This window comes from Nonomuraea antimicrobica (assembly GCF_039536965.1).
GTDB lineage: Bacteria > Actinomycetota > Actinomycetes > Streptosporangiales > Streptosporangiaceae > Nonomuraea > Nonomuraea antimicrobica.
Map to the genome: position 1 here is coordinate 1 of NZ_BAAAZP010000094.1, position 26441 is coordinate 26441.

At 71.5% G+C, this 26441-nt stretch carries 23 protein-coding genes; 12 read left to right on the forward strand and 11 right to left on the reverse strand.

The window, feature by feature from the left end:
* The 4 genes from ABD844_RS25990 to ABD844_RS26005 all read left to right on the forward strand — a co-directional run.
* Positions 1–2338, forward strand: a 2338-nt coding sequence (locus ABD844_RS25990) for an SDR family NAD(P)-dependent oxidoreductase (RefSeq protein WP_344883154.1), incomplete at its 5' end; no start/stop codon positions are given.
* Between the two features lie 66 nt (positions 2339–2404).
* Positions 2405–3766, forward strand: a complete 1362-nt coding sequence (ccrA, locus tag ABD844_RS25995) for a crotonyl-CoA carboxylase/reductase (RefSeq protein WP_344883157.1) — start codon at positions 2405–2407, stop codon at positions 3764–3766.
* Between the two features lie 6 nt (positions 3767–3772).
* Positions 3773–4537: an SDR family NAD(P)-dependent oxidoreductase gene (locus tag ABD844_RS26000; RefSeq protein WP_344883160.1), complete on the forward strand. Its 765-nt coding sequence runs from the start codon at positions 3773–3775 to the stop codon at positions 4535–4537.
* A gap of 78 nt (positions 4538–4615) precedes the next feature.
* On the forward strand, positions 4616–5590 hold the full coding sequence (locus ABD844_RS26005) for an alpha/beta hydrolase (RefSeq protein WP_344883163.1): 975 nt from the start codon (positions 4616–4618) through the stop codon (positions 5588–5590).
* A 26-nt stretch (positions 5591–5616) separates the two neighbouring features.
* Here ABD844_RS26005 and ABD844_RS26010 read toward each other — a convergent pair whose 3' ends face one another.
* The gene (locus tag ABD844_RS26010; RefSeq protein ID WP_344883166.1) at positions 5617–7173 is read right to left on the reverse strand and encodes an AMP-binding protein; all 1557 of its coding nucleotides are present in this window, start codon (positions 7171–7173) and stop codon (positions 5617–5619) included.
* 137 nt (positions 7174–7310) lie between these two features.
* Here ABD844_RS26010 and ABD844_RS26015 point away from each other — a divergent pair, with 137 nt between their 5' ends.
* Positions 7311–7559, forward strand: coding sequence for an acyl carrier protein (locus ABD844_RS26015; protein ID WP_344883169.1), 249 nt, complete (start codon positions 7311–7313; stop codon positions 7557–7559).
* 63 nt (positions 7560–7622) lie between these two features.
* Here the strand turns inward: ABD844_RS26015 and ABD844_RS26020 are convergent, their stop codons facing one another.
* From ABD844_RS26020 to ABD844_RS26040, 5 genes are read right to left on the reverse strand one after another with little or no spacing between them, the layout of a single operon-like run.
* Entirely contained in the window at positions 7623–8543 is a 921-nt protein-coding gene (locus ABD844_RS26020) for an ACP S-malonyltransferase (RefSeq protein WP_344883172.1), read from the reverse strand.
* Positions 8540–9664 (reverse strand): DegT/DnrJ/EryC1/StrS family aminotransferase, encoded by a 1125-nt coding sequence (locus ABD844_RS26025; RefSeq protein ID WP_344883175.1) that lies wholly within the window; start codon positions 9662–9664, stop codon positions 8540–8542. The genes ABD844_RS26020 and ABD844_RS26025 overlap by 4 nt, the downstream gene beginning before the upstream one ends.
* Positions 9665–9694: 30 nt before the next feature.
* Complete coding sequence (gene rfbC / locus ABD844_RS26030) at positions 9695–10306, reverse strand: dTDP-4-dehydrorhamnose 3,5-epimerase (RefSeq protein WP_344883178.1); 612 nt, start codon at positions 10304–10306, stop codon at positions 9695–9697.
* A gap of 44 nt (positions 10307–10350) precedes the next feature.
* Positions 10351–11235 carry a 3-hydroxybutyryl-CoA dehydrogenase gene (locus tag ABD844_RS26035; RefSeq protein WP_344883180.1) on the reverse strand — a complete coding sequence of 295 codons (885 nt, stop codon included), beginning with the start codon at positions 11233–11235 and terminating at the stop codon, positions 10351–10353.
* Positions 11232–12254 (reverse strand): 3-oxoacyl-ACP synthase III family protein, encoded by a 1023-nt coding sequence (locus tag ABD844_RS26040; protein ID WP_344883183.1) that lies wholly within the window; start codon positions 12252–12254, stop codon positions 11232–11234. The genes ABD844_RS26035 and ABD844_RS26040 overlap by 4 nt, the downstream gene beginning before the upstream one ends.
* A gap of 569 nt (positions 12255–12823) precedes the next feature.
* Between ABD844_RS26040 and rfbB the strand changes: the two genes are divergently transcribed.
* Genes rfbB through ABD844_RS26060 form a run of 4 tightly spaced genes read left to right on the forward strand, consistent with a single transcriptional unit; the run spans position 12824 to position 17916 of the window.
* Positions 12824–13825, forward strand: coding sequence for a dTDP-glucose 4,6-dehydratase (gene rfbB, locus ABD844_RS26045; protein WP_344883186.1), 1002 nt, complete (start codon positions 12824–12826; stop codon positions 13823–13825).
* Positions 13819–16173: a penicillin acylase family protein gene (locus ABD844_RS26050; RefSeq protein ID WP_344883189.1), complete on the forward strand. Its 2355-nt coding sequence runs from the start codon at positions 13819–13821 to the stop codon at positions 16171–16173. The genes rfbB and ABD844_RS26050 overlap by 7 nt, the downstream gene beginning before the upstream one ends.
* A 52-nt stretch (positions 16174–16225) precedes the next feature.
* Entirely contained in the window at positions 16226–17122 is an 897-nt protein-coding gene (gene rfbA, locus ABD844_RS26055) for a glucose-1-phosphate thymidylyltransferase RfbA (RefSeq protein WP_344883192.1), read from the forward strand.
* Between the two features lie 53 nt (positions 17123–17175).
* Positions 17176–17916, forward strand: coding sequence for a thioesterase II family protein (locus tag ABD844_RS26060; RefSeq protein ID WP_344883195.1), 741 nt, complete (start codon positions 17176–17178; stop codon positions 17914–17916).
* Positions 17917–18057: 141 nt separating this feature from the next.
* On the opposite strand, the gene ABD844_RS26065 is transcribed toward ABD844_RS26060, so the two are convergent.
* Complete coding sequence (locus ABD844_RS26065) at positions 18058–18723, reverse strand: class I SAM-dependent methyltransferase (protein WP_344883198.1); 666 nt, start codon at positions 18721–18723, stop codon at positions 18058–18060.
* Positions 18724–18760: 37 nt separating this feature from the next.
* On the opposite strand from ABD844_RS26065, the gene ABD844_RS26070 reads away from it, so the two are divergent.
* Positions 18761–19198, forward strand: coding sequence for a MerR family transcriptional regulator (locus ABD844_RS26070; RefSeq protein WP_344883201.1), 438 nt, complete (start codon positions 18761–18763; stop codon positions 19196–19198).
* Here the strand turns inward: ABD844_RS26070 and ABD844_RS26075 are convergent.
* From ABD844_RS26075 to ABD844_RS26090, 4 genes are all read right to left on the reverse strand, one after another.
* Positions 19125–21734: an excinuclease ABC subunit UvrA gene (locus tag ABD844_RS26075; RefSeq protein WP_344883204.1), complete on the reverse strand. Its 2610-nt coding sequence runs from the start codon at positions 21732–21734 to the stop codon at positions 19125–19127. The two genes, ABD844_RS26070 and ABD844_RS26075, sit on opposite strands and share 74 nt — an antisense overlap.
* A 148-nt stretch (positions 21735–21882) precedes the next feature.
* On the reverse strand, positions 21883–22806 hold the full coding sequence (locus ABD844_RS26080; RefSeq protein ID WP_344883207.1) for a glycoside hydrolase family 113 protein: 924 nt from the start codon (positions 22804–22806) through the stop codon (positions 21883–21885).
* Complete coding sequence (locus ABD844_RS26085; protein WP_344883210.1) at positions 22803–23426, reverse strand: TetR family transcriptional regulator; 624 nt, start codon at positions 23424–23426, stop codon at positions 22803–22805. Before ABD844_RS26085 ends, ABD844_RS26080 begins: the two co-directional genes overlap by 4 nt.
* A gap of 61 nt (positions 23427–23487) precedes the next feature.
* Positions 23488–24081, reverse strand: coding sequence for a TetR/AcrR family transcriptional regulator (locus tag ABD844_RS26090; protein WP_344883213.1), 594 nt, complete (start codon positions 24079–24081; stop codon positions 23488–23490).
* Between the two features lie 154 nt (positions 24082–24235).
* Here ABD844_RS26090 and ABD844_RS26095 point away from each other — a divergent pair, with 154 nt between their 5' ends.
* Both ABD844_RS26095 and ABD844_RS26100 read left to right on the forward strand, forming a co-directional pair.
* Positions 24236–25255, forward strand: coding sequence for an aldo/keto reductase (locus ABD844_RS26095; RefSeq protein WP_344883216.1), 1020 nt, complete (start codon positions 24236–24238; stop codon positions 25253–25255).
* 86 nt (positions 25256–25341) lie between these two features.
* The coding region (locus ABD844_RS26100) for an AAA family ATPase (protein ID WP_344883219.1) at positions 25342–26441 on the forward strand (1100 nt) is incomplete at its 3' end.

The window sequence follows — 26441 nt, forward strand, 5'->3', positions numbered from 1 at the left end:
CTTCACCCCCACCCTCCGCAAAAACCACCCCGAACCCCACACCCTCCTCACCGCCATCGCCCACATCCACACCCACACCACCACCACACCCCACTGGCACCACATCCACACCAACAGCCAACCCACCACGACCACCCACATCGACCTGCCGACCTACCCGTTCCAGCACCAGCGCTACTGGGTCGACCAGGACGCCGCTCACGTGCCCGGGTCCGTGGCGGAGGACGACGGTTTCTGGGAGGAGCTGGCGTCCGAGGAGACGGACGCGCTGGCCGCGCGGTTGAACGTGGATGCCGGTGCGCTCAGGAACGTGCTCCCCGCCCTGTCGTCGCTCCGCGACGAGCGGCGCAAGGGCTCCGTGCTCGACGGCTGGCGGTACCGGATCGTGTGGCGTGAGGTGACCGTCCCGGTCGCCGGAGGTCAGGAGGGCGGGGCCTGGTTGGTGGCCGTGCCCGGCGCGGAGCAGGATGCGCGGATCGTCCGTGACGTCGTGGAGGGCTTGGAGGCGGGCGGCGTACGGGTGCGTGCGCTCATCGTGAACGGCGACGACCGCGAGGCGCTCGCCAAGAGCGTACGCTCCACGATCACCTCCGCAGACGCCGTGGACGGTGTGCTCTGCCTGTTGCCACTCGACGACGAGCCGCATCCCGACCACCCCACGATGTCCCGGGGCGCGGCGGCGACCGTCACGCTGGTGCAGGCGCTGGCCGACGCCGAGGTGGGTGCCCCGCTGTGGGTCGTGACCTCCGGAGGTGTCGCCCTCGGCGAGGCGGGCGAGCCGGCGAGCCCGTTCCAGGCGTCGGTCTGGGGCATGGGCGCGGTGCTCGCGGTGGACCATCCGAACACGTGGGGCGGGATCATCGACCTTCCCTCCGCCCCGCGCGCCGAGGAGGTCGCGCTGCTCCGCGACGTGCTGGCGGGCGGCGAGGACCGGGAGGACCAGGTGGCGATCCGGGCGGGCGGCGTGCACGCGCGGCGCATGGTGCCCTCGCCCAAGGGGCCGGCGGAGGTGTGGAGACCTCGGGGAACGGTGCTGGTCACCGGCGGTACGGGCGGGGTCGGGGCGAACGTGGCCCGGTGGCTGGCCCGGGAGGGCGCGGACCGCGTGGTGCTGGTGAGCCGCGCCGGCCGGTCCGCGCCCGGCGCGGCGGACCTGGAGGCGGAGCTGACCGGGCTGGGTGCCGCGGTGACGATCGCCGGCTGCGACGTGACCGACCGGGACGCGGTACGGGACCTGCTCGAATCGCTTTCCGACGAACCGCCGCTGACGGCGGTGATGCACGCGGCGGGGGCGGGACACGACGACATGCCCGTGACCGGGACTACGCCGGCGGACTTCGCCGGGGTCGGCCGCGCGAAGATCGCCGGTGCGGTAAACCTGGACGAGCTTCTGGGTGACCGGCCGCTGGAGGCGTTCGTACTGTTCTCCTCGGGCGCGGCCGTGTGGGGATCGAGCGGGCAGGCCCCGTACGCGGCCGCCAACGGGTTCCTGGACGGGCTGGCGCGGCGGCGACGGGCCCGTGGGCTCGTGGGCGTCTCGATCGCCTGGGGCGGATGGGGCGGCGGCGGGATGATGGAGGGCACCGGCGGGGAACGGCTCGGCAGGAGCGGTTTGCGGGCGATGGCGCCGGAGATCGCGGCCGCCGCGATCGGGCAGGCGGTGGCCGCCGGGGACGCCCATCTGGTGGTGACCGACATCGACTGGGAGCGGTTCGCGCCCGCCTTCGCGCTGGCGCGGCCCCGCCCGCTGGTGAGCGCCATCCCCGAGTTCGCCAGGGCGCTGGCCGGCTCGGACACCGTGGAGGACGAGGACGGCGGCACGGCGCTCGCAACGCGGCTGGCGGGCCTGTCCCCGGACGAGCGGGCGCGGGCGCTGGTGTCGCTGGTGCGGTCGGAGGCCGCGGCGGTGCTGGGGCACCCGTCGGTGGACCCGATCGAGCCCGACAGGGCGTTCAACGAGCTCGGGTTCGACTCGCTGACCTCGGTGGAGCTGCGCAACCAGCTCCTTCAGGCCACGAGGGTGAAGCTGCCGGTCACGCTGGTGTTCGACCACCCCACCCCGGTCGCGCTCGCCCGGTTCCTGGGAGAGCAGCTCGCGCCCGAGGAGTCGCCGGCCGCGTCCTTGCTGGCCCGGCTCGACGAGATGGAGCAACTGCTGCGGGAGCAGGCCCTGCCGTCCGGGGAGCGGGCGCGGATCGCCGACCGGTTCAGGGACGTCCTGCGCGCGGCGGAAAGGCCGAACGGCGAGGCGGAGGAGGCCGACGCAGAGCAGGACTTCGACGACCTCTCCGACGATGAGCTCTTCGCCGCGCTGGACGACCAGCTCGGCACGTCCTGACAGGCGGGCCGGGATCCCCCGGTCCGCCACCGAACCGCATCACCCCACCCCGGCGAGGAGAGGCCGATGAAGGATATCGCTGACCTTCTACTGTCAGGTGAGTACGACACCGAGCAGCTCCGGCGCGTCCCGATCCCGGAAAGCTTCCGTGGCGCGGTCGTCCTGGAGGAGGACGCCGACATGTTCGCGGGCATCAGGACCGAGAGCCGCGACCCGGCGAAGTCACTGACCCTCTGCGACGTCCCCACGCCGGAGCCCGGCCCGGGCGAGGCGCTGGTCGCGGTGATGGCGAGCAGCATCAACTACAACACCGTGTGGAGTGCGATCTTCGAGCCGGTGCCCACGTTCGGGTTCCTGAAGCGGTACGCGAAGTCGGTGCCCTCGGCCGGGATCCACGACCGGCCGTTCCACGTGCTCGGCTCGGACATGTCCGGTGTGGTGCTGCGGACCGGCCCTGGCGTGCACCGCTGGCGGCCGGGCGACAAGGTCGTGGCGCACTGCCTGTCGGTCGAGCTGTCCTCGCCCGACGGCCACGACGACAGCATGCTCGACCCCGACCAGCGCATCTGGGGGTACGAGACCAACTACGGCGGGCTGGCACAACTCAGCCTGGTGAAGGCGAACCAGCTCATGCCCAAGCCCGGCCACCTGACGTGGGAGGAGGCGGCCGTCTCCGGCCTGGTGCACTCGACGGCCTACCGGCAACTGATCTCGCGCAACGGCGCGAACATCAAGCTGGGCGACGTGGTGCTCATCTGGGGCGCCGCGGGCGGGCTCGGCTCGTACGCCACCCAGCTCGCGGTGCGGGCCGGGGCGATCCCGGTGTGCGTGGTGTCCAGCCCTCGCAAGGCGGAACTGGTCCGCGCCCAGGGCGCGGACCTCGTCATCGACCGGGCCGCGGAAGGCTACCGGTTCTGGAAGGATCCCGAGACGCCCGATCCCGGGGAGTGGCGGCGGTTCGGGGCGCAGATCCGCGACCTGACCGGCGGCGACGACCCCGATGTCGTCTTCGAGCACCCGGGCAGGGAGACCATGGGCGTCAGCGTGTACGTGGCGCGGCGCGGCGGCACCGTCGTCACCTGCGCCTCCACGTCGGGCTACCAGCACCAGTACGACAACCGCTACCTGTGGATGGGCCTGAAGCGGATCGTCGGCACGCACTTCGCGAACTACCGTGAGGCGTGGGAGGCGAACCGGCTCATCGCCAAGGGGGCGGTCCACCCCACCGTGTCCGCCGTCTACGGCCTCGACGAGGTGGGGAGGGCGGCCCGCCAGGTCCACGCGAACGCCCACAGCGGCAAGATCGGGGTGCTCTGCCTGGCACCGGGTCCTGGCCTGGGCGTCGACGACCCCGAGTTCCGCGCTCACCACATCGACCGGATCAACCGGTTCCGCGAGGACGCGGCGAACCCGGACGAGGAGGGCTGAGCCGTCATGACCGAACGTCTGGCAGGCAAGGTCGTGCTGGTCACCGGGGGCAGCTCCGGCATGGGGCGGTCGGCCGCGGAGCGCGTCGCGGCGGAGGGCGGCGCCGTGGTGGTCGCGGCGCGGCGCAAGGACGTCGGCGAGCAGGTCGTGTCCGGCATCCGCGCGCGCGGCGGCCGGGCGCTGTTCGTCGCGGCCGACGTCACGGTGGAGTCCGACGCCGAGCGGGTGGTGCGGGCCGCGGTGGAGGAGTTCGGCCGCCTGGACGGGGCGTTCAACAACGTCGGCGGCGTGAACGCGGCCGGGATGCTGCCCGACGTCGACGACGCCGGCTGGCAGGCGGACCTGGCGCAGAACCTCACCAGTGTCTTCTACGGCCTGAAGTACCAGATCCCGGCGATCGCGGCCGGGGGCGCAGGCGGGTCGATCGTGAACAACGCCTCCACCTTCGGCGTCGTCGGAGTGCCGGGCGCCGGCGCGTACGTGGCGGCCAAGCACGGCGTGGTCGGGCTGACCCGGGCGGCCGCGCTGGAGAACGCCGAGCGCGGCATCCGGGTCAACGCCCTGGTCACCGGCAACGTGGACACGCCGTTGCTGCGCAGCCTGCTGGGCGCGCCGCCGGAGGGACCGCTGGGGACGCGGGTGCCGAACCCGGCCGGGCGGGCGGCCACGCCGGAGGAGGTCGCCGCGTTCGTCGCGTTCCTGCTCAGTGACGAGGCCGGTTTCGTCACCGGCGCGGCGCTGCCCGTCGACGGCGGCACCACCGCCCAGTGACGTGCCGCGCGTCCGCCGTCCGATTGCCCAGGCGAGGCGGTACGGCGCCCCGCCGCACACCAGAAAGGAGATGATCTCATGCCCTATGCCCTCGATCCTGAGCTGGCGCCGCTGGCGTCGCTGATCCCCGCCGTCGAGCTGGCCAAGGTGGTCGACAAGGAGATCGTGTTCACCCCCGAGCAGGAGCGGGCCTGGCACGAGAGCCTTCCCACCTACACCCCCCGGCACCCCGTGGACGTCGCCGACCGGGAGATCCCCGGCCCTGAGGGCGCGCCGCCGGTCAGGGTGCGCGTGTACGAGCCGTCCACCGCGGAGCGGCCCGGCCCGGGGCTGCTCTACGTGCACGGGGGCGGCTTCGTCGCCTCCGACCTGGTGGCCTTCGACGCCCGGTGCACGGAGATCGCCGACCGGGTCGGCGCGGTCGTCGTGTCGGTCGACTACCGGCTCTCCCCCGAGACCCCGTTCCCCGGCGCGCTGGAGGACACCTACGCGGCGCTGACCTGGCTGCACTCCGCCGCCGGGGAATTGGGCGTGGACGTCTCACGCGTCGCGGTCGGCGGCGACAGCGCCGGCGGCAACCTGTCCGCCGCGGTGTCCCTCCTCGCCCGTGACCGCGGCGGACCAGCGCTGTGCTTCCAGTTCCTGGACGTTCCCGTGCTGGACGATCGGATGACCACGAAGTCGGTGCGGGAGTTCGTCGACACCCCGGGGTGGAACGGCAGGAACACCGAGGCCATGTGGGGCTACTACCTGAAGGGCGGGCCCGCCCCCGGGTCGCCCGACGTGTCCCCGTACGCGGCTCCGATGCGGGCCGAGGACCTCACGGGGCTGCCTCCCGCGCTGGTCGTGGTGTGCGAGTTCGACCCGCTGCGCGACGAGGGCATCGCGTACGCCCAGCGGCTCACGCACGCCGGGGTCGCGACGGAGCTCGTCCTGTACCCCGGGACGTTCCACGGCGCGTCCGTGGTGGCCGACGTGGAGATCACCAGGAAGATGCGCGAGGACATGATCTTCTCTCTGCGCCGCGGCCTGCGCCCGGCGGGCGGGCGCTGATCGGCCGCGACCCTGCCGTCCCCGCCTTAGCCGGGCCTGCTGCCCGAGGAGGGGGCGGGCCCGGTGAGCAGCTTCGCGGCGCGGTCGCGCAGGCCGGCCCTGTCCACCTTCCTGTTGGGGTTCAGCGGGAACTCCGCCAGGTGGTGGTAGCGCCGGGGAACGATGCCCGGCGGCAGCGTCCTGCGGAGTTGGACGGCGAGGTCGGACGGCTGCGCTGGCGTCCCGGTGTAGAAGACCACGAGCGCGGTGGAGCCGTCGCCCGTCGGGGCGCCGATGGTCACGGCGTCCTCGATGCCGGCGCAGCCGCGTACGGCCTGGTCGATCTCGGCCAGTTCGACGCGCCACCCCTGCACCTGGACCTGGGCGTCGGCCCGGCCGAGATAGACCAGTTCGCCGTTCGCGACGCGCCGGACCCGGTCGCCGGTGTTGTACCAGACGCGCCCGTCCCGCTCGACGAAGCGGCCCTCGTCGTTGCGAGGGTCGAGGTAGCCGGGGGTGGTCTGCGGGCCGGTGATCCACAGCTCGCCCTCGGTGGACGCTGGCTGCCCCTGGCCGTCGAGCAGCAGGTGGTCGTGGCCGTCGTTGACGAACCCGATCGGGGACAGCCCGTTGACGCACAGGCCGGGCGAGGTCCGCTCCGACCAGCGGTGGCCGGTGATGGTGATGGTCAGCTCGGTCGGCCCGTACAGGTTCTCCAGCACGGACCGGGGTGCGGCCCGCTGCCAGTCGGTCGCGTCCGCGCACTTCAGCGCCTCACCCGCGAACAGGCTCCAGCGCAGGAACGGCATCATGTCCGGAGCGAGGCCGCCGGTCCTGCGCGCCATCGAGATGGCGCTGGGGGTGGAGAACCAGACGGTGACGCCCTGCTCGGCCAGGAAGCGGGGCAGGTTCCGGTACGCGAGCGACGGCACGGCCACCGAGGTTGCTCCGGCGCCCCAGGCGCAGAACAGGTCGAACATCGCGCAGTCGAAGGTCAGGTCGAAGGTCTGGGAGAAGACGTCGCGGGGCGTGAAGTCGTAGCGCCGGTCCATGAAGTGGAAGTAGTGCGCCAGGTTGGCGTGCGTGATCGGGACGCCCTTCGGGGTGCCGGTCGAGCCCGAGGTGTACAGGACGTAGGCGACGCCGCCCGGCTCGACGGGCCGGGGCCTGGACAGGGCGTGGCCCGGGTCGACGCGCTCGGCGCCGGGTGCGAGGACGGACACCTCCAAGCCCTCGCCGCGCAACTCGGCGGCGACCTTGCGGCCCCGCTCGTCCACCACCAGCGCCGAGACCCCGGCGGCGGCGATCATCTGCCTGGTGCGCGCGATCGGGAAGTCCGGATGCAGCGGCACGACGGTCGCCCCGGCGTAGAGCCCGGCCACGATGCCGGCGTAGGCGATCGTCCCCTTGGCGGCGAGCACCCCGACGGCCGCCGGCGGCGTGGCGGGCGTGTGCAGCAGCGCGCCGCCCCAGAGCAGCGCCAGATGGTGCACCTGCTCGTACGTCGCGACGTCCGCGCCGACCCTGAACGCGGCGCCGCCGGGAGATTTCCCAAGACCGCGCAGAAACAGTTCGTACAGCGGCCACTCGCTTTTCTCTGCCATTCTCACACTCTTCTCGAATATCATTTAAAAAATGCTCTGTACACGCCCGTCACGCTTATCTAGAATAATCCCCGAGAAGGGCCGTCAAATATTTCCCGAATTCCCCCGGAAGCCATGAGAAGGGAACATCGACAAAAATGTGGGACGACCGTTTCGAGAACATCCTCCGCCGCCACCTTCCCTTTCTGCCGCCCGACGAGGAACTCAAGGAGGACGTCGGGCTGATGGACCTCGGGCTCGACTCGCTCGGCATCGTGGACCTGTTGACCACGCTCGAAGGCGAGTACGGCGTACGTTTCCTGGACGAGGCGCTGAGCATGGAGACGTTCGAGACCCCCGCCGTGCTGTGGAAGACGCTCTCCGCGCTGAGCGGGCCGAACGCCTGACACCTCACCGAGGCCCACGTGCTCACCGGGGTGAGCCGTGGGCCTTCCCGCGTGCGCGGCAGCTCAGACGGCCGAGGCCGCGAGCGCCACCGTCCGCGGGTTCACCGGCGTCACCGTGAAGGTCTTCCTCGTGAGCGCGACCCTGCCGAACAGGCTGTCCGGGCCGCAGACGCACACCGTGCCCACGCCGAGCCGCTTCAACGCCGCCACCGCGTCCGGCCATCGCAGGGCCCGTACGATACCGTCGAGCAACATCGTCCGCACGCCCTCGCCGGTGGTCAGCACGGTGCCGTCGTGGTCGTCGACGACCGGCAGCCTCGGGTCGGCGAACCGCAGCCCGTCCAGCACCTCCTCCTCCGCGCGGCGCCGGAGCGGCGCGAAGGCGGCCGAGTGCATGGGCGGGCGCATCGTGTACAGGGAGAGCCCGCCGCTCGCCCGCACCCGCCCCTTCAGCCACTCCTCCTGCCGCTCTCGCAGGGAGAGCATGTAGAAGTCGTGGTCGATGTGGCAGGACACCTCGTACCACTCGCCCTGCGCGTCGAGCTCGGCGAGCAGCTCCCGCAGCCGCGGCTCGGGCGTGCGGACGAAGGAGTGGGTGACGACGTCGGTGTGCTCGCGGCCGAAGTAGTCGTCCGTGCAGCGCGCGAGATCGGCGGTGAGGCGCACCGCGTCATCGAAGGGCAGCGCGCCGGAGTACGCCGCGGCGGCCTTGCCTCCGAAGCTCGGGCCGACGCACGCCTCCGGCTCCACGCCGAGGTTGCGCCCGGCCCAGTCGGCGAGGGCCACGCAGGCCACCATGAACGCCACCTGCGCGGCCTCGCTGTAGTCGCCCTCCGCCCGTTGGAAGCGGTCCATCAGGGAGTAGCCCAGCACGTCGTCCGCGATCGCGGTGAGCCGCCGCGCCGCGGGGTCGCCCAGCATGAACGCGGCCACCTCGTCCACGGCGAGCGGCCCCATCCCCGGGAACACGATCGCGGTGCTCACCAGCCCGCCTTGATGGTGTCGGCGATGAAGGCGCGCTGCTCGTCGGTGACCCACCAGCCGACGGGTACGCACACCACGCGCCGCGCGACGCCGTCCAGGCCGGGCAGCTCCGCCCGGTAGTCGCGGACACAGGTGTGCAGGTCGTTGCGCTCGTGCACGTTGCTCGCCATGATCCCGGCGTCGTCCATGCGCTTCATGAACCCGTCGCGGTCCTCCACCTTCATCGGGTAGATCCAGAAGGAGGAGAGCCGGTCGGCCGCCCGCTCGGTCAGCTCCAGCCCGGGCACGCCGGCCAGCTCACGGTCGTAGAAGGCGGCGTTGTCGCGGTGCCTGGCCAGCACGTCGTCCGCCTTGGCCAGGTTGGCCAGCCCGATCGAGGCGTTGATGTCGGTCATGTGGAACTTGTAGCCCCATTCGGGGACGTCCGGCGGGTTGCGGAGTCGGTCGGCGGTCCTGTCGATGCCGAACCAGCGCAGCAGCGTGGCCCGCCGGTACAGCTCGTCGCCGGGCAGCGCGAGCGCGCCGCCGTCGCCGGTGGTGAGGTGCTTGATGGCCTGGAAGCTGAACACCGAGACGTTGCCGTGCGTACCGATCGGCCTGCCGCGGTAGGCGGCGCCCCACGCGTGCGCGCAGTCCTCGATCACGACGGGACGGAAGCCGAGCCTGGACTCGGCCTCGTCCAGGATCGCGGCGAGTCGGTCCAGATCCACCGGATAGCCGGCGAAGTGCACCACCATGATGGCGCGGGTCCTGGGGCCGATCTTCGCGGCCAGGTCGTCGAGGTCGACGTTGAGGGTGGCCGGGTCGATGTCGACCCATCTGATGCGCAGCCGGTTGGCCAGGATCGCCCAGTTGGTGGCCTCCATGGTCAGCGGCGTGGACAGCACCTCCCCCTCGCCGGGGTCCGCGCCGCCGGCTCCCCCTGCGGCCATGTGCAGGGCGAGGTGCAGGCCCGAGGTGGCGCTGTTGACCGTGACCACCCTCGGATTGCCGATGCGCGCGGCGAGGGCCTGCTCGAACTCGGCGACCTTGGCACCCTGGCCGATCTGGCCGCTGCCGACCACCTCGGCGACCGCGGCGGGCGCCTCGTCGGACATCGGCACCTTGAACAACGGGATCATCGCTGGCTCCTTGCGTCTCCTCGCGGGCCGTCAGCCGACCAGGGCCTGGTCACTGAGCTGGTCGTACCTGGCCCGGCACGCGGCGTACGACGGCAGCAGCCCGAACTCCTCCGCCTCACTCAGGTACGGGGCGATGCGGTCCTTGTCCGACAGCAGCGGCTCCGACCCGCCCGGCCAGGGCAGGGCGAGCCCCGGGTCCAGGGGGTTGATCGTGATCGCCGTGTCAGGGGAGTAGGTGGTCGAGCACAGGTAGACGACCGTGGCCTCGTCCGTCAGCGGCGAGAACCCGTGTGCCAGCCCCTCGGCCAGGTACAGGGCGTGCCGGTTCGCGGCGCTCAGCTCGACGGCGACGTGCCGGCCGTAGGACGGCGAGCCGACCCGGATGTCGACCACGATGTCGACGATCGCGCCCGCGGGGCAGGTCATGTAGCGGGCCTGACCGGGGAGCTGGTTGGCGTGCAGGCCGCGGATCGTGCCGCGGCTCGACACCGAGCAGTTGACCTGGGCGATCGAGAGCGGATGACCGATCGCCTCCTCGAACGCCGGCTGGCTGAACGCCTCCAGGAACTGCCCCCTGCTGTCGGGGAAGACCTTGGGCTCGACCAGGAACACCCCGCTCACCGCGAGCTGCGTGATCCGCATGGCGGAAACCTCTCTGTTTGCGATCTTGTCGGGTCGGCCGGGCACTACGGGTACTCGTAGAACCCGCGGCCGCTCTTCTTGCCGAGGAGCCCGCCCTCGACCATGCGCAGCAGCAGCGGCGGGGGCGTGTAGAGCGGCTCCTTGAACTCCTCGTAGAGGGCGTCCGCGATCGACGCGACCGTGTCGAGCCCGATCAGGTCGGCCAACCGCAGCGGGCCCATGGGGTGGGAGCAGCCCAGCGTCATCCCCTTGTCGACGACGTCGGCGGAGGCGAAGCCGGTCTCGACCATGCGCACCGCCGACAGCAGGAACGGGATGAGCAGCGCGTTGACCACGAACCCCGCCCGGTCCTGCGACCTGATCACCTGCTTGCCGAGCGTCCCGGCGACGAACGCCTCCACCCGCTCGCACGTCTCACGCGCGGTCAGCAGCGACCCGATCACCTCCACCAGCGCGAGCGCGGGCACCGGGTTGAAGAAGTGCACGCCGATGACGCGATCGGGCCGGCTGGTTGCCCGGGCCAGCCTGATGATCGGGATGGAGGAGGTGTTCGTGGCGATGACGGCGTCGTCGGCCCGCAGGATCTTGTCGATCGCGCCCAGCACCTCGAGCTTGACCGACTCGATCTCCGGGACGGACTCGAAGACGATCTGCCTGCCAGCCAGCTCTCCCAGGTCGGTGACGAAGGAGACGCGCGCCAGCGCCTCGTCACGCCCGGCCTCGGTGACCGTCCCCTTGCGCACGCCGCCGTCGAGCCACCTCAGCAGACGCCGTCTGGCGGGCTCGATCGACGCCTCGGTGGACACCGCCACCAGCACGTCCAGGCCGGCTCGGGCGCACGCCTCGGCGATGCCCGAGCCCATGACGCCGCACCCGACGACTCCCACCTTGCGGATCTCACTGCGGATCTCACTGCGGATCTCGCTCATGATGTCTGCCCCTTCCGGGCCGCCGGCGCCGGCGGCGCCGACCAGTGGAGAAGGCACGCCCCGATGGACATGCCGCCGCCGAAGCCGGCGAGCAGGACGAGGTCGCCCTCGCTCAGCAGGCCCGACCGGTTGGCGTGGTCGAGCGCCACGGGCACGGACGCGCTGCCGACGTTCCCGTACTTCTCCAGCGTGCGCGGGGTACGGGCGCCGTCCAGGCCGGCCCGCCCGATCAACTCGGTGAGAAGGACGCCGTTCGCCTGATGCGGCACGAACACGTCGACGTCGTGCGGCCGGTATCCCGCGCCGTCCAGCAGGCCGTCCAGCACGGGCGGCACGGTCTTCATCACGAAGTCGGTGACCCCGCGGCCGTCCATGCGGAAGTAGTGGCCGCCCGCCGCGAGCGTCTCGTACGACGCAGGGAGCCTGCTGCCACCGGCGTCCACCCTGATGAGCCGGCTGGCGCCGCCGTCGCTGCACAGGTCGAAGCCGATGATCCCGGAAGGGCCGGGGGCCGGGCCGACGACGACGGCGCCGGCGCCGTCCCCGAACAGCACGGCTGTGCGCCGGTCGGTGGCGTCGAGGATGCGCGAGTACACGTCCGCGCCGACCACCAGCGCGTAACTGCCAGGCCGGAGCGCGATGAGGCTGTGCGCCACCGCGAGCGCGTACACGAAGCCGCTGCACACCACGTTGATGTCGAAGCACGCGGCGCCGTGCGCGCTGAGCGCGTCCTGGACGAGACACGACGTGGGCGGCTGGGGTGAGTCGCCCGTCGACGTGGCGACGATGAGGTAGCCGATCCGGCCGACGTCGATGCCGGCCTGGTCCAGCGCCTCGCGGGCGGCCCGGACGGCCAGGTCGGAGGTCGCCTCGTCGGGCGCCGCACGGCGGCGGGAGGTGATCTGGGTCTTCCGCTCGATCCAGTCCGCGGTGACGCCCGCCGGCGCCGCCACCTCCTCGTTGGGGACCTCTTCCTTCGGCAGGTAGGAACCGGTGCCCAGGATTGCCGTGGTTTGCATGGCCACTGCCAATACACCTCTCCCATCGCGTCCCGGAGCGTCCGTGGTGGGGCGGCCCGGACGGCGAGCCCGGCCGGCGGCCGGAGCATGGTTCGCGGTCGGATTCACGTGGATTCGTGGTCGGATTCGCGGTCAGAGCGGTGTTTCCGTCACGAGGCCGCCTCCCCGAGGCCGAATACGGCACTCAGGAATTGGGCCCGCGTTTACGAATGCCGCCGATTTCTGCCAGGCTCAACGGCGAGAACGCTAGTCGGAGCCCATCCCCGGGGACCAACCCTTATCGGCCCCTACCGGCTTTTCGCATTTCTGCGCCGCACCGTCGGGCGCCCCCTACGGCGGGCCGCCGACGGCCTTCCGCGCAACCGGGGACACGTTTTTCGGGCGAGCGCGCGCGTCGAAATCCCGCGCCCGCCACGCGACAAGGGGCGCGATCTCCCCTCTCTTCCCGCCGGTCACCCCTAAACGCCCGGGATTCCCTGGCGGTTCGTGAGGCGGGCGTCATGTCATGGACCGCGGTGAGCCCGGCCCGCCGGACACGGCCGGACCATGCCGACTACGAAAGGCTGATCATGCGCGTTCTTGTGACGGGCGGCGCCGGCTTCATCGGCTCGAATTTCGTCGACAGAGTGATCCGGGGCACCTATCCGGCCCTGGCCGGAGCCGAGGTGGTGGTGCTCGACAAGCTCACCTACGCGGGCAACCTGGAGAACCTCGCGGACGTCGCCGCCGACCCCCGCTTCCGCTTCGTCCACGGGGACGTCACCGACGCGCCGCTCGTGCGGGATGCGATGGACGGCGTCGACCTGGTCGTCCACTTCGCCGCAGAGTCGCACGTCGACCGCTCCATCGAGGAAGGCGCGGAGTTCGTCAGGACGAACGTGCTCGGCACCCAGGTCCTGCTGCAGTGCGCGCTGGACGCCCGGGTCGGCAGGTTCGTGCACGTGTCCACGGACGAGGTGTACGGGTCCATCGCGGCAGGATCGTTCTCGGAGGCCGACCCCCTCCGGCCGAACTCTCCCTACTCGGCGTCGAAGGCCGCCTCCGACCTGCTCGCCCTGGCCTACCACCGGACGCACGGCCTGGACGTCCGCGTCACCAGGTGTTCCAACAACTACGGCCCCTACCAGTTCCCCGAGAAGGTCATCCCGCTGTTCGTCACCAACCTGGCGGACGGGCTGCCGGTCCCCCTCTACGGCGACGGGCGCAACGTACGGGACTGGCTGCACGTCGACGACCACTGCGACGGGATCGCGCTGGTCGCCGAGTCGGGCCGGGCGGGCGACGTCTACAACATCGGCGGCGGCACCGAGCTGAGCAACCGGGAGCTGACCGGGATGCTGCTGGAGACCATGGGCGCGGACTGGTCCTCGGTACGGCCCGTGCCCGACCGCAAGGGCCACGACTTCCGCTACTCCGTCGACATCGGCAAGATCCAGCGGGAGCTGGGCTACACGCCGCGGGTCCGCTTCGGCGAAGGACTGGCGGCGACGGTGCGCTGGTACCTGGACAACCGCGACTGGTGGAAACCCCTCAAGGGGTACGAGCCGGCCGAGGGGGCGCAGTCGTGCTGACGCGCCTGGGCGCCAGAGCCGCGCTGGTCACGACGCTCGTACTGAGCCTGATGGCGCCGCCGCCCGCCACCGCCGAGCCGGCGGACACGACACACCACGTGGCGGGTCTGCGGCAGCCGGTCCGCATCCTCGTGGACGAGTGGGGCGTCCCGCACATCTACGCCCGCGACAGGGACGACCTCTTCCTCGCCCAGGGGTTCAACGCCGCCAGGGACCGGCTGTTCCAGATCGACCTGTGGCGGCGGCGCGGCCTGGGGCAGCTCTCCGCCGCGTTCGGCCCCGCCTACGTGGAGCAGGACCAGGCGGCCAGGCTGTTCCTGTACCGGGGCGACATGGACCAGGAATGGGCCGCCTACGGGCCGACGGCGAAGCGGACCGCGACCAGGTTCACCGACGGGATCAACGCCTACGTGGACTGGCTCGCCCGCAACCCCGAGCACCTGCCGCCCGAGTTCCGCCGGCTCGGCTACGCGCCCGCGCGCTGGCGTCCCGAGGACGTGGTGCGGATCAGGAGCCACGGCCTGGCCAGGAACGCCTTCAGCGAGGTGCTCCGCTCGATCGTCGCCTGCGCGGGCGGGGCCGAGGCGGCGGACCGCCTGTGGCGGCTGCAACCCGAGCACACCACCTCCCTGCCGGACGGGCTCGACCCCTGCGACGTGCCCGCCGACGTGCTGCGCAGCTACGAGCTCGGCACGCGGGCCGTGGTCGTCGAGAACGGCGTGCCGCGGGCCATACCCGCCGACACCGGATCCCTCGCGGCGGCGGGGGGCAGCAACAACTGGGCGATCTCCCCCGGCCGCACCGCCACCGGCCGCCCCATCCTGGCCGGCGACCCGCACCGCGCCCTGACCGCGCCGTCGCTGCGCTACATCACCCACCTGTCCGCCCCCGGGCTCGACGTCATCGGGGCCGGCGAACCCGCCCTGCCCGGCATCTCGATGGGGCACAACGGCACGGCCGCGTTCGCGCTGACCATCTTCGGCACCGACCAGGAGGACCTGTACGTCTACGAGCTCGACCCCGCCGACGCGGGCAGGTACCGCTACGGCGACGGCTGGGAGCGCTTCGGCACCGTCACGGAGCGGATCGAGGTCGCGGGCTCGGAGCCGGCCGTCGCCCAGCTCACCTTCACCAGGCACGGCCCGGTGCTCAAGGTCGACCGCGACCGCGGCCTCGCGTACGCGCTGCGCACCGCCTGGCTGGAACCGGGCACGGCGCCCTACTTCGGCAGCCTGGCCTACATGGAGGCCCGTGACTTCGACGAGTTCGCCGAGGCCATGAGCGGCTGGGGCGGCCCGCCGGAGAACCAGGTGTACGCCGACGTCTCGGGAGACATCGGCTGGGTGCCCGGCGGCCTCACCCCGAAGCGCACCGGCTACGACGGCCTGCTGCCCGTGCCGGGCGACGGCCGCTACGAGTGGGACGGCTTCCACGACGGCGCCCTGCTGCCCCGCGTCCGCAACCCGCGGCCCGGATTCGTCGCCTCGGCCAACGAGTTCAACCTGCCCGAGGACAACCGGGTGCCGGTGGGGTTCGAGTGGGATCCCCCGTACCGCAAGGAGCGCATCGACGAGGTCCTCGCGGCCACCCGGCGCGGCTCGCTGGAGGACTCGATGCGCCTGCAAGCCGACAAGGTGTCAGAACCGGCCCGGCGGATCGTCCGCGTGCTCGCCTCGCTGGAGGGCGCGGACGGGGACGCGGCGCGGGCGCTGGACCTGCTCCGCTCCTACGACGGTGCGGCGGAGGGGGACTCGCCGCAGGCGGCGCTGTTCGAGCCGTGGCTCTCCCGCCGGCTCATGCCGGCGTTCCGGCGCGCGGTGCTGCCGCCGCAGGTGGCCGACGCCATCCCCGTCACCGATGTCAGCCTGCTGGTCGAGGCGCTGGAGCAGCCGGAACGCTGGTTCGGGCCCGGCGGGGACGCCGTACGGGACGAGTTGCTGCGCACCACGCTCGCGGAGGCGTACCGGGACGTCGCCGGGCGGCTCGGCGCCGATCCGGGGCTGTGGCGGTGGGACGGGCTGCAGCACACCGTGTTCACCGGTCTCGCCGGGGAGCACGTGGGTCCCTTCCCGCGCGGCGGCTCGCCGTACACGGTGGACGCCTCGGGGTACGACCCGGCCACGTTCCGCCAGACGTCCGGCGCGACGTTCAAGATGGTGCTCGACGTCGGCAGGTGGGACGAGTCCAGGGCGCTGAACGCCCCCGGCCAGTCGGGCGACCCGCGCAGCCCGCACCACCACGACCTCGCGGAGCGCTGGCGCACGAACGCGTACTTCCCGCTCCTCTACAGCCGCGACCAGGTGGAACGGCACGTGAAGAGCAGCATCACACTCCTTCCGCCCCGCTAGCCACGACCACGACCACACCCCTCTCCCCGACACACGACAACGAGGAACAGCGATGAAGGGCATCATCCTGGCGGGCGGCCACGGCACGCGGCTCTACCCGCTCACGCTCGCCGTCTCGAAACAGCTTCTCCCGGTGAACGACAAGCCGATGATCTACTATCCCCTGTCGGTGCTCATGCTCGCGAACATCACCGACATCCTCATCATCTCGACCCCCACCGACCTGCCCCAACTGGCCCGCCTGCTCCGCGACGGGTCCCACCTCGGGCTCAACATCAGCTACGCACAGCAGGACGAGCCGGTCGGCCTCGCCGACGCCTTCATCCTCGGGGCCGACCACATCGGCAGCGGCCCCGTGGCCCTCGTCCTGGGCGACAACATCTTCCACGGCCACTCCTTCTACGACACGCTCCAGGCGAACGTCTCGAACGTGGACGGGTGCGTCCTGTTCGGCTACCCGGTGAGCGACCCCGAGCGGTACGGGATCGGCGAGACCGACGGCTCGGGCAGGCTGGTCTCCATCGAGGAGAAACCCGCCAAGCCCCGGTCGAACCGGGCGATCGTCGGCCTGTACCTGTACGACAACGACGTGATCGACATCGCCAAGAACCTGCGGCCCTCTCCCAGGGGCGAGCTGGAGATCACCGACGTGAACCGCGCCTACCTGGAGCGCGGCAAGGCGCGGCTCGTGGACCTCGGGCGCGGGTTCGCCTGGCTGGACGCCGGGACGCCGGAGTCGATCCTGCAGGCCAGCCAGTACGTCCAGGTACTGGAGCGGCGGCAGGGGGTGCGCATCGCCTGCGTCGAGGAGATCGCGCTGCGCATGGGGTTCATCGACGCCGACGCCTGCGACAGGCTCGGGTCGGAGCTGTCCTCGTCCGCCTACGGCCGGTACGTACGCACGGTCGCCGCGGAGTTCCGCGACCACCCCGCCCCCTCCCAGAACTGACCCCGCGGGCCCGGCCGGAGCGCGGTCCGAGGCCCACGAGCAAGGAGAATGCCGTGACGAGAGCCGACCTGTGGCTCCACCGTTTTCACACCTCGCCCGAGAGCGGTGTCGAGGTGATCTGCTTTCCGCACGCCGGAGGCTCGGCGAGCTTCTACCACCCGCTGTCGAAGGCCCTCTCCCCCGCCGCCGACGTGCTCGCCGTGCAGTACCCCGGCCGGCAGGATCGACGCGGGGAGCCGCCGGCCGGCGACCTGCGCCACCTCGCCGCCCGCATCGCCGACGTCCTGCGCCCCGGTGGCGATCGGCCGCGGGTGTTCTTCGGGCACAGCATGGGGGCCCTCGTCGCGTTCGAGACCGCCCTGCACCTCGGCGGCGACGGCCCGGCCGCGCTGTTCGTGTCGGGACGGCGCGCGCCCAGCCGGGTCCGCCATGACCTGGTGCACCTCCTCGACGACCATGGGCTGGTGTCGCATCTGAAGGAGCTGAACCCGGCCGAGGCGGCGGCGCTCGACGAGGCCGAGATCCGCGAGCTGGTGCTGCCGGTGATCCGCGCCGACTACCGGGCGATCGAGACCTACCGGCCCGTGGCGGGGGCGTCGGTCGACTGCCCGATCATCGCGCTCACCGGCGACAGCGACCCCCTCACGAGCCCCGCCGAGGCGCGTGCCTGGAGCGGGCACACCACGCACCGCTTCGAGCTGGGCGTCTTCACCGGCGGGCATTTCTTCCTGCGTGACCACATCGACGGCGTGGCCGAGACGATCCTGGAGTCGGTGGAGACGATCCGCGCCTGATTACGTGCAAGGGCCGCCGACCTGGGAGCTTCTCAAGGCATATGCCCGCCGGGCCGGTCGGCGGACGCTCTGGCGGCGCGCCCCTTGTTGCGCGGCGCACTCCGTTTCGAGGCGCGGTCATGACCACGATCCCGTATGCGGTCATGACCGACTGCCGGTCGGACTGCCGGTCGGATTGCCGGCGAGCACACAGGCAACGGGCGGGTCGAGTTCGAGGGTCTCGACCCGGAGGTGGGTGAAGCCGGCCTGGGTGAGCAGGTCCTGGAGCTCTTGGGCGGCTCGGACCGTGGTGTCCCGGGTGGCGCCCGGGCAGCGGGGCTGGCTGACGAGCGCGATGCGTCCTGCGGGGCGGAGCAGGCGGCGCAGCTCCCGAAGCCGCGCCACCGGGTCGGGCCAGAACCCCACGGAGTTGACGGCGAGGATGGCATCGAGCGGATCGCCGACGCTCGGCAACTGCTCCACGGAGGCGTACGTGAGGTGCACGCGGCGGGCACGGACGGCGGCGGCGTTGCGACGGGCGGCCTGCCGGACCATGGCCCGCGAGTGGTCGATGCCGAAGACGTGGCCCCGGGTGGCGCGGCGGGCGAACTCGGCGATGGCGATGCCGGGGCCGAAACCGATCTCGAGCACCCGGTCGGTGGGCTGCACGTCCAGCAACGACACCGCCCAGATGTTGCGCTGCCGGTTGGAGGGGCGAAGAGCGAACATCCAGCCGTTCGCCCACCCGACGATCCCCCGGGGGCGATGGGCCTGGCCCACCAGGTATCTGATCACGCGTTGCTTGAGAGATGTGCCTGTTGTCTGCATGATCGCCAGTCAACGGCTTCAAGTATGCTTGAAGTCAATGGGTGAGCAGTTGACGATCGGGGAGCTGGCGAACCGCACGGGTGTCGCCACCTCCGCCCTGCGCTACTGGGAGGATCTCGGCCTCCTACCGGCGCCCGCCCGGGTCTCGGGGCAACGGCGTTATCCGCCGTCGGCGGTCGGGCTGGTCGGTGTGGTCGTGATGCTGCGCGCTGTCGGCTTCACGTTGCGGGAGATCAAAGCCTTCATCGTCGCCCGTTCGCCGGCCGGCGACGAATGGCGCGAGCTGTACCAGCGCAAGCTCGCCGAGCTGGACCAACGGATCGCCCAGGCTCAGGTGGCACGCACCGCCATCGCCCACGTCTTGGCCTGCCCGCATGAGGACGTCTTCGAGTGCTCCAACTTCACCGGCGGGGTCGCGGCGTTCCTGGCGGGATCTTCTCTCGAAGAGGCGCACGAAGAGATCCATTCACGCTGACCTTCATCGCGCTCTCCCGCACCTCCAGGAGCGGCAGGCCCGCCGCATACCGCCGGAAGAAGCCGGCGGTGGGGGTGTCCGCCGTCGCGACGGCGTCCGGGGTGCCCTCCGCGACCACCGCGCCTCCGTCCGGACCGGCTCCAGGCCCCAGGTCGATCACCCAGTCCGCGGACGCGGCGACGGGAATGTCATGTTCGGCCACGACGACGGTGTTGCCCGAGTCGAGCAACACATCGAGCGCGTCCACCACACGCTGAATGTCGGACGGGTGCAGGCCCGAGACCGGCTCGTCGAGCACGACGAGGCCGGCCTTGCGGCTCCCGGCACCACGCCGGATCGCGGACGCCAGCTTCAGCCGCTGCGCCTCGCCGCCGGACAACTCCGTGGCGCTCTGGCCGAGTTGGAGATAGCCGAGCCCGACCTGGTCCAGGGCTCCCAGAGTCTCCGCGAGCTGCGGGTCCTCGGAGAATCGCTCGACGGCCTCGGCGACGGTCAGCCCCAGCACCTGATCGATGGCCAACCCCTGATACCTGATCTCCAGAGCCTCCGGCTTGTAACGCCGGCCCTCGCACGCGTCGCAGACCACCCACACATCCGGCAGAAAGTGCATGTCCACCAGCTTGCGTCCATAACCGGTGCAGGTCTCGCAACGGCCGCCATCCGCGGTGTTGAAGCTGAACCAGGAGGCATTGAGCCCGCGCCCGCGCGCCGCGTCGGTCTCGGCGAACAGCTTGCGGACGATGTCGAACGCTTTGCTGTACGTAGCCGGGTTGGATCGCGGCGTCCGCCCGAGCGGTTCCTGGTCGACGACGGCGACCCAACTGAACCCTTCGAGTCCGGTCACCTTTCGCACCGTGTCGGTCGCCGTCCCGTTCAGGGTGGCCTCCGCGCTCGCCCCGAGCGCGCCCAGCAGGCTGCTCTTGCCGCTGCCGCTCACCCCGGTCAGGCAGGTGAGCCGACCGACGGGGAAACGTACCAGGTCCGCGGTCACGTTGTGCGCGCGCAGGCCGTGCAGTTCCACCCAACCGGTGTCGTCTCCGGCCGGGCGGCGGGTTCTGCGGAGCCGCGGCCCCCCACCGGTCAGATAGCGCCCGGTCAGCGACTTCGGGTGGGCGGCCGCGTCGGCGGGACGCCCCGACACGAGGACCTCACCCCCGAGGCGACCCGCGCCCGGCCCCATGTCGATCACCCAGTCGGCCCGGGCGATCAGCTCGGGGTCGTGCTCGACGAGGAGCACCGTGTTGCCGGCCTCGCGCAGCTCCAGGGCGATGTCGAGCAGTTGCGCCTTGTCCGCCGGATGCAGCCCGGTCCCGGGCTCGTCCAGGACGAAGATGATCCCGCTCAGCTCGGTGCTGAGCTGAGCGGCGAGCCGGGTTCGCTGCAGCTCGCCCCCGGACAGCGTCACCGCGCTCCGGGAGAGCTGGAGATGGGCCAGGCCCAGCCGGTCGAGGATGCCGAGCCTGCGACCCAGGTCCTGCAGCAGCGGCTCACCCACCTCGCGCTGTCGGGCGCCCAGGTCGTCCAGCACGCGCCTCGCCCAGCCGCGTACCTCGCGTACTTCCACCTCGATCAGTTCCGGGTACGTCAGCCCGCCGAGCCGCACGGACCGGGCCGCCTGGGAGTACCCGCTGCCGCCGCAGGTGCCGCAGGGCCGCTTGCGCATGTACGGCAGGTAGCGCTGCTTGGCGCTGGACGTCTGGGCGTTCACGAACACCCGCTCCACCTCGGCGAGCGCGCCCCGCAGCGGCTGGCTCGAGGTGTAGGTCACCAGGGCCGTCTCGTTCTTGTTCGTCATGTCGACGGTCGCCTCGATCTTCTCGTCACCCGTGCCGTACAGCACGCAGTGACGGAACTCCTCAGGCAGCGACTGCCAAGGCCGGCCGAGGTCGACCCCGCGCTTCTCGGCGAGCGCCGGTATGAACGCGTGCTCCCCCGACCGCCACTTGGCGTACCAGGGCGAGGCCCCCGCGAAGAGCGGCAGCTCCGGGTGGGTGATGACCAGGTCCTCCTGCGCCTGCCAGCGCCCGCCCACCCCGTGGCAGTCCGCGCAGCTCCCTTCCGGCGTGTCGCGGTCGAAGTGAGCGGTCGTCAGATACCCGTCCCCGCTGTCCGCCGCCGGCTCCGCGTCGATCCCGGGAAGGCGCGAGTACAGCAGCCCCAGGTGCCCGTCGATGCCGGTGATCGTCGCGACCGTGGAGCGGGGGTTGCGGTTCAGGCGGCGCTGGTCGACCGCGAGCGTCGCGCCGAGTCCCAGGATGCGGTCCACCTTCGGCCGATTGCGCTGGGTGATGTACTGCCGGACGAACGGCGAGAGCCCTTCCAGATACCGTAGCTGGGCCTCGTTGTGCAGGGTGTCTATGGCCAGCGAGGTCTTGCCGCTGCCGCTCACTCCGGTGAAGGCGACGACCTGCCCTTTGGGGATGCTCACGGACACGTCCCGCAAATTGTTGGTACGCGCTCCCACCACGTCAATGGTCTCGCGACCCAGGTCGGCGACGGCCCGCGGCCCTTGGAGCTGTCCTGGTGTTTCGTGCATCGAGGTCCTTGTCTGTTCGCATGGCTCCACCGGTCGGCCGTCGACGCCGACCGGTGGAGCCATGCTTGCCGCAAAACCCGACACCGTTTGTCATATTTCTACGCCGTCTAGGCGAGCCCGCTGCGCGGCATCCCGGGCACCGGGACCTTCACTTGTAGCGTCCGGCCATGGCGTGGAAGACCGCCTTGGGCTCCCAGCGGGTCTCGTCGAGCATCCTGACCACACCGTACGAGCCCAGGTCGGCGGCGCCGAGCCGGGTGTATCCGGCGAAGGTGAACCACAACGCGGTGTCGACGCCCTCCGCCTCGAAGATGTCCACCAGCTCGGTGAGGTAGCGCACCTGCTCCTGCTCGTCGGGCACGGCGCCCTCCGGCGGCTGCCACGCCATGCCGCCCAGCCGGCCGGCGCCCTGGTAGGCGCAGGTGCCGAACTCGGTGACCACGACGGGCTTGCCGTGCTGTCGGTGCGCGCGGATCTCCTCGCGGAAGGTCTCCGCGTTGTACGCGGCGCGGTAGGCGTCCACGCCGACCAGGTCGAACGGGCTCCAGTCGATGGACTCCCACGGGCCGGAGGCATAGGTGACCCGGCCACGGAACCGCGGCCTGACGGTGTCGGCCGCTTCCGCGAGGAAGTCGTTGAGCCGTTGCTGGGTCGGGCCGAGCGACTGCCACCAGGTCACGTCTGCGGTGGCCATGGCCTGCAGGCGATCGCCGTAGGTGAGGCCCGGTATGAAGCCCTGGCAGAAGGCGCTGGTCTCGCAGCCGGTGACCAGCACGACCTCGCCGTCGACGGCCTGGGCCCGGTCGGCGCAGTCCGCGTAGAGGTCGAGGGCGGCCTCGGGCGTCAGGTCCACGGGGAAGGGCGCGAAGTACACCTCCATCCCGGCCGCCGCGGCCTGCTCGGCGGCGACGCTCAGCCGTCCGGGGTCGCCGCCGGAGACGCGCACCGCCGTGCAGTGCAGCTCGTCGGCGATGACCCGCATCTCCCGCCGGACGGTCTCGGGGTCGAACGCCCTGCGCGAGGTGCCGGGCTCCGGCAGGAATCCGGTGTCATAGTTGATGCCCTTCTTCACGATCCATGTCCCCTTTCCAGGAGGTCGAAGGCGCGCTCGACGTCGGGCCTCAACCGCTCCCCCGCTTCGCGCAGGCTCATGCCCGCCGCCAGCCGCTCGAAGAACGTCTCCTGCAGGAGCTGGATCGTGGCGATGATCTGCGCCGCCATGAGGTCCGCCATGAGGTCGTCGGTGAGGTCGTCGGGCGCGGGGCAGGACTCGCGGCCGTCCAGCGCCCTGGCCAGGGCCGCGCGCTGGCCGTACCGCAGCCGCTGGACGCCCGCGAGCAGGGTGGGGCTCTGGCCGATCACCCGCATCCTGACCATGAGCTGCTCGACGTCCACCTCCGCCGCCCGCTCACTGAAGGCCAGGTAGTGGGCGCGCAGCGCCGCGAGCGGCGTCTGATCGGGGGCGCGGGCCGCCACGACGGCGGCGGTGTCCTCTTCGACGACGTCGAGGACCAGCGCCTCCTTGCTCGGGAAATAGTTGAACAGGGTGACCTTGGCGACCCCCGCCGCCTCGGCGATCTCGTTGACGGTCACCGCGTCGAAACCGCGCTCGGCGAACAGCCGCAGCGCCGTCTCGGCGATGTGCCTGCGCCGCTGCGCCTTCTTCTCCTTGCTGACGCCGACCATGGTCATGACGATAATGCAAACCGGGTTCAGAAGTAAACCCGGTTCGCATTATCGCCGCAGGCCGAGGTCAGCGGTGCGGCCCGCGCAACCCTGCGATGAGGAGTTCGACCATGTGGCGCGCGTCGTAGCGGGGGTCGCTGTCCGCGCCGATGCAGAGGTTGCCGACGCCGCGCATGAGCTCGTACGCATCGATGCCGGGCCGGATCTCACCGGCGACGGCTGCGGCTTCGAGCAACTCGGCGCAGACGGGCACGAGGCGGTCGAGGAAGTACGCGCGCAGCGCCTCGAAGTCGGAGTTGTCGGACCGCAGCACGGCGGCGAGTCCATGTTTGGTGACCAGGAAGTCGACGAAGAGGTCGATCCACTGCCCCAGTGCGGCGTGCGGTGAAAGGCCGGTCGCCAGCAGGGCCGGCCCGGCCTCGGCGCAGGCGTCGACCTGGTGCCGGTAGACGGCGATGACGAGGTCCGCTCGCGTCGGGAAATGGCGGTAGATCGTGCCGACCCCGACGCCCGCCTTGGCCGCGATGTCGCGTACGGGGGCGTTCACGCCAGACGCGACGAAGACCGTGGCGGCCGCGTTGAGGAGGGTTTCCTGGTTGCGCCGGGCGTCCTTCCGCCTGGACACGACCGCCTGCCCAGTGGCCTCGTTTCCGTCGTTCACCGCACCACTCCCCTACGCCGCCGCTTGCCAAAGCGGAACCGTGTTCCGTATCGTTCCGGAACGAGGTTCCGCTTTGGTGATGATGCCAGAGCGAGGGCCTGGTAGCCAAGCCACGTGACGCACCACGCTTCCCCCGCAATGAGGAGACACCGTCATGCAGTACCGCACCTTGGGCCGCACAGGTGTGCAGGTCAGCACCCTCGCGCTCGGCGCGATGAACTTCGGCAAGATCGGGCGCACCACCCAGGACGAGGCCACCGCGATCGTCGACGCGGCCCTTGAGGCCGGGATCAACCTCATCGACACCGCCGACGTCTACAGCGGCGGCCAGTCGGAAGAGATGGTCGGCAAGGCCGTCGCGGGCCGCCGCGACGACATCGTGCTGGCCACGAAGGCGACCATGCCGATGAGCGACGAGCGCAACCATCAGGGCAGCTCGCGCCGCTGGCTGGGCACCGCGCTGGAGGACAGCCTGCGCCGCCTCGGCGTCGACCACGTCGACCTCTACCAGATCCACCGATGGGACCCGAACACCGGCGACGAGGAGACGCTGTCGGCTCTGACCGACCTGCAGCGCGCGGGAAAGATCCGCTACTTCGGCTCCTCGACCTTCCCCGCCTACCGCATCGTGCAGGCCCAGTGGGCCGCCCGCGAGCACCACCTGAGCCGCTACGTCACCGAACAGCCCAGCTACTCGATCCTGCAGCGCGGCATCGAGACCCACGTCCTGCCCGTGACCGAGCAGTACGGGCTCGGCGTGCTGGCATGGAGCCCGCTGGCCTCGGGCTGGCTGTCGGGCGCGATCCGCGCGGGCCGGGCGATCACCACCAACCGCTCGACGTTCATGCCGCAACGCTTCGACACCGCCATCCCCGCCAACCAGGCCAGACTCGCCGCCGTCGAGCAACTGGCCGAGGTCGCCGACGCGGCCGGCCTGACGATGATCCAGCTCGCGCTCGGCTTCGTGACCGCGCACCCCGCCGTGACCGGCGCGCTCATCGGCCCCCGTACGCTGGACCACCTGCACGCGCAGCTCGCCGCCGCGGACACCATGCTCTCCGCCGACGTGCTCGACGCGATCGACGCCGTCGTCGCCCCCGGCACCGACCTCGCCGCGCACGAGAAGAACGACACCCCGCCCGCGCTGCTCGACCCGTCACTGCGCCGCCGCTGATCGTCCCGCGACAGCCTGATCTTGTACTGGACTGGACACGACCGGCCCAGCACTGGACATTCCCGGACAAATGCCAGGATGGAATCATGGGTGCGGGGGAACTGTGCGGAAGAAAGCCGGAAACGGACGCGATCGCCGAACTGCTGGCGAAAGCCCGGACGGGTACCAGCTCCTCGCTGGTGCTGCGCGGCGAGCCGGGCATCGGCAAGACGGCGTTGCTCGACCACGCCGCCGCGGTGGCCGGGAACATGCGGCTGCTCAGCGGTACGGGAGTCGAGTTCGAGGCGGAGCTGCCGTTCTCGGGGCTGCAGTTGCTGCTGCGTCCCGCGCTCGGATCACTCACCGCGCTGCCCGGCCCGCAACGCGAGGCTCTGGAGGCGGCGTTCGGGCTCGGGCCCGCGACCGGCTCCGAGCCGATGCTGGTCGGACTGGCGGTGCTCTCCCTGCTGGCCGAGCAGGCGGACGAGACGGGACTGCTGTGCCTCGTCGACGACGCCCAGTGGCTCGACCGGGCCTCTCGGGACGCGCTGCTGTTCGCCGCCCGGCGCCTGCACGCCGAGGGTGTGGCCATGATCTTCGCCGTGCGCGACGGTGAGGGATCCTTCCCCGCCCACGGTCTTCCTGAGCTGCGGCTGTCCGGGCTGGCCCCGGAGTCCGCCGCGGCGCTGCTCGACCGGCATCCGCTCACGCCCGCCGTACGCTACCGCCTGCTCGCCGAGGCCGGCGGCAACCCGCTGGCCCTGCTGGAGCTGCCGGTCGCCCTGGCAGGAGAAGGCGGCAGCGTGCTCTCTCCGGGGGCGCTGCCTCTCACCGGCCGCCTGCACCTGGCCTTCCACGGCCAGGTCAGCCGGATGCCCGAAGCCTGCCAGAACCTGCTCCTGACGGCGGCGGCCGACGAGAGCGGCGAACTCGACGTGATCTTGCCCGCCGCCGCCGCACTGGGGGCGACCGTCGAGGACCTGTCCCCCGCCGAACGGGCCGGCCTGGTGCTGCGCGGCGACGCCGACGGCACCACGATCCGGTTCCGCCACCCGCTGATCCGCGCCGCCGTCTACCAGCGGGCACCGCTCGGGCACCGCCTCGCCGTCCACCGCGCGCTCGCCGCCGCCCTCACCGCGCCCGGGCACGCCGACCGCCGCGCCTGGCACCTGGCGGCCGCCGCCACCGGACCTGACGAGGAGGCCGC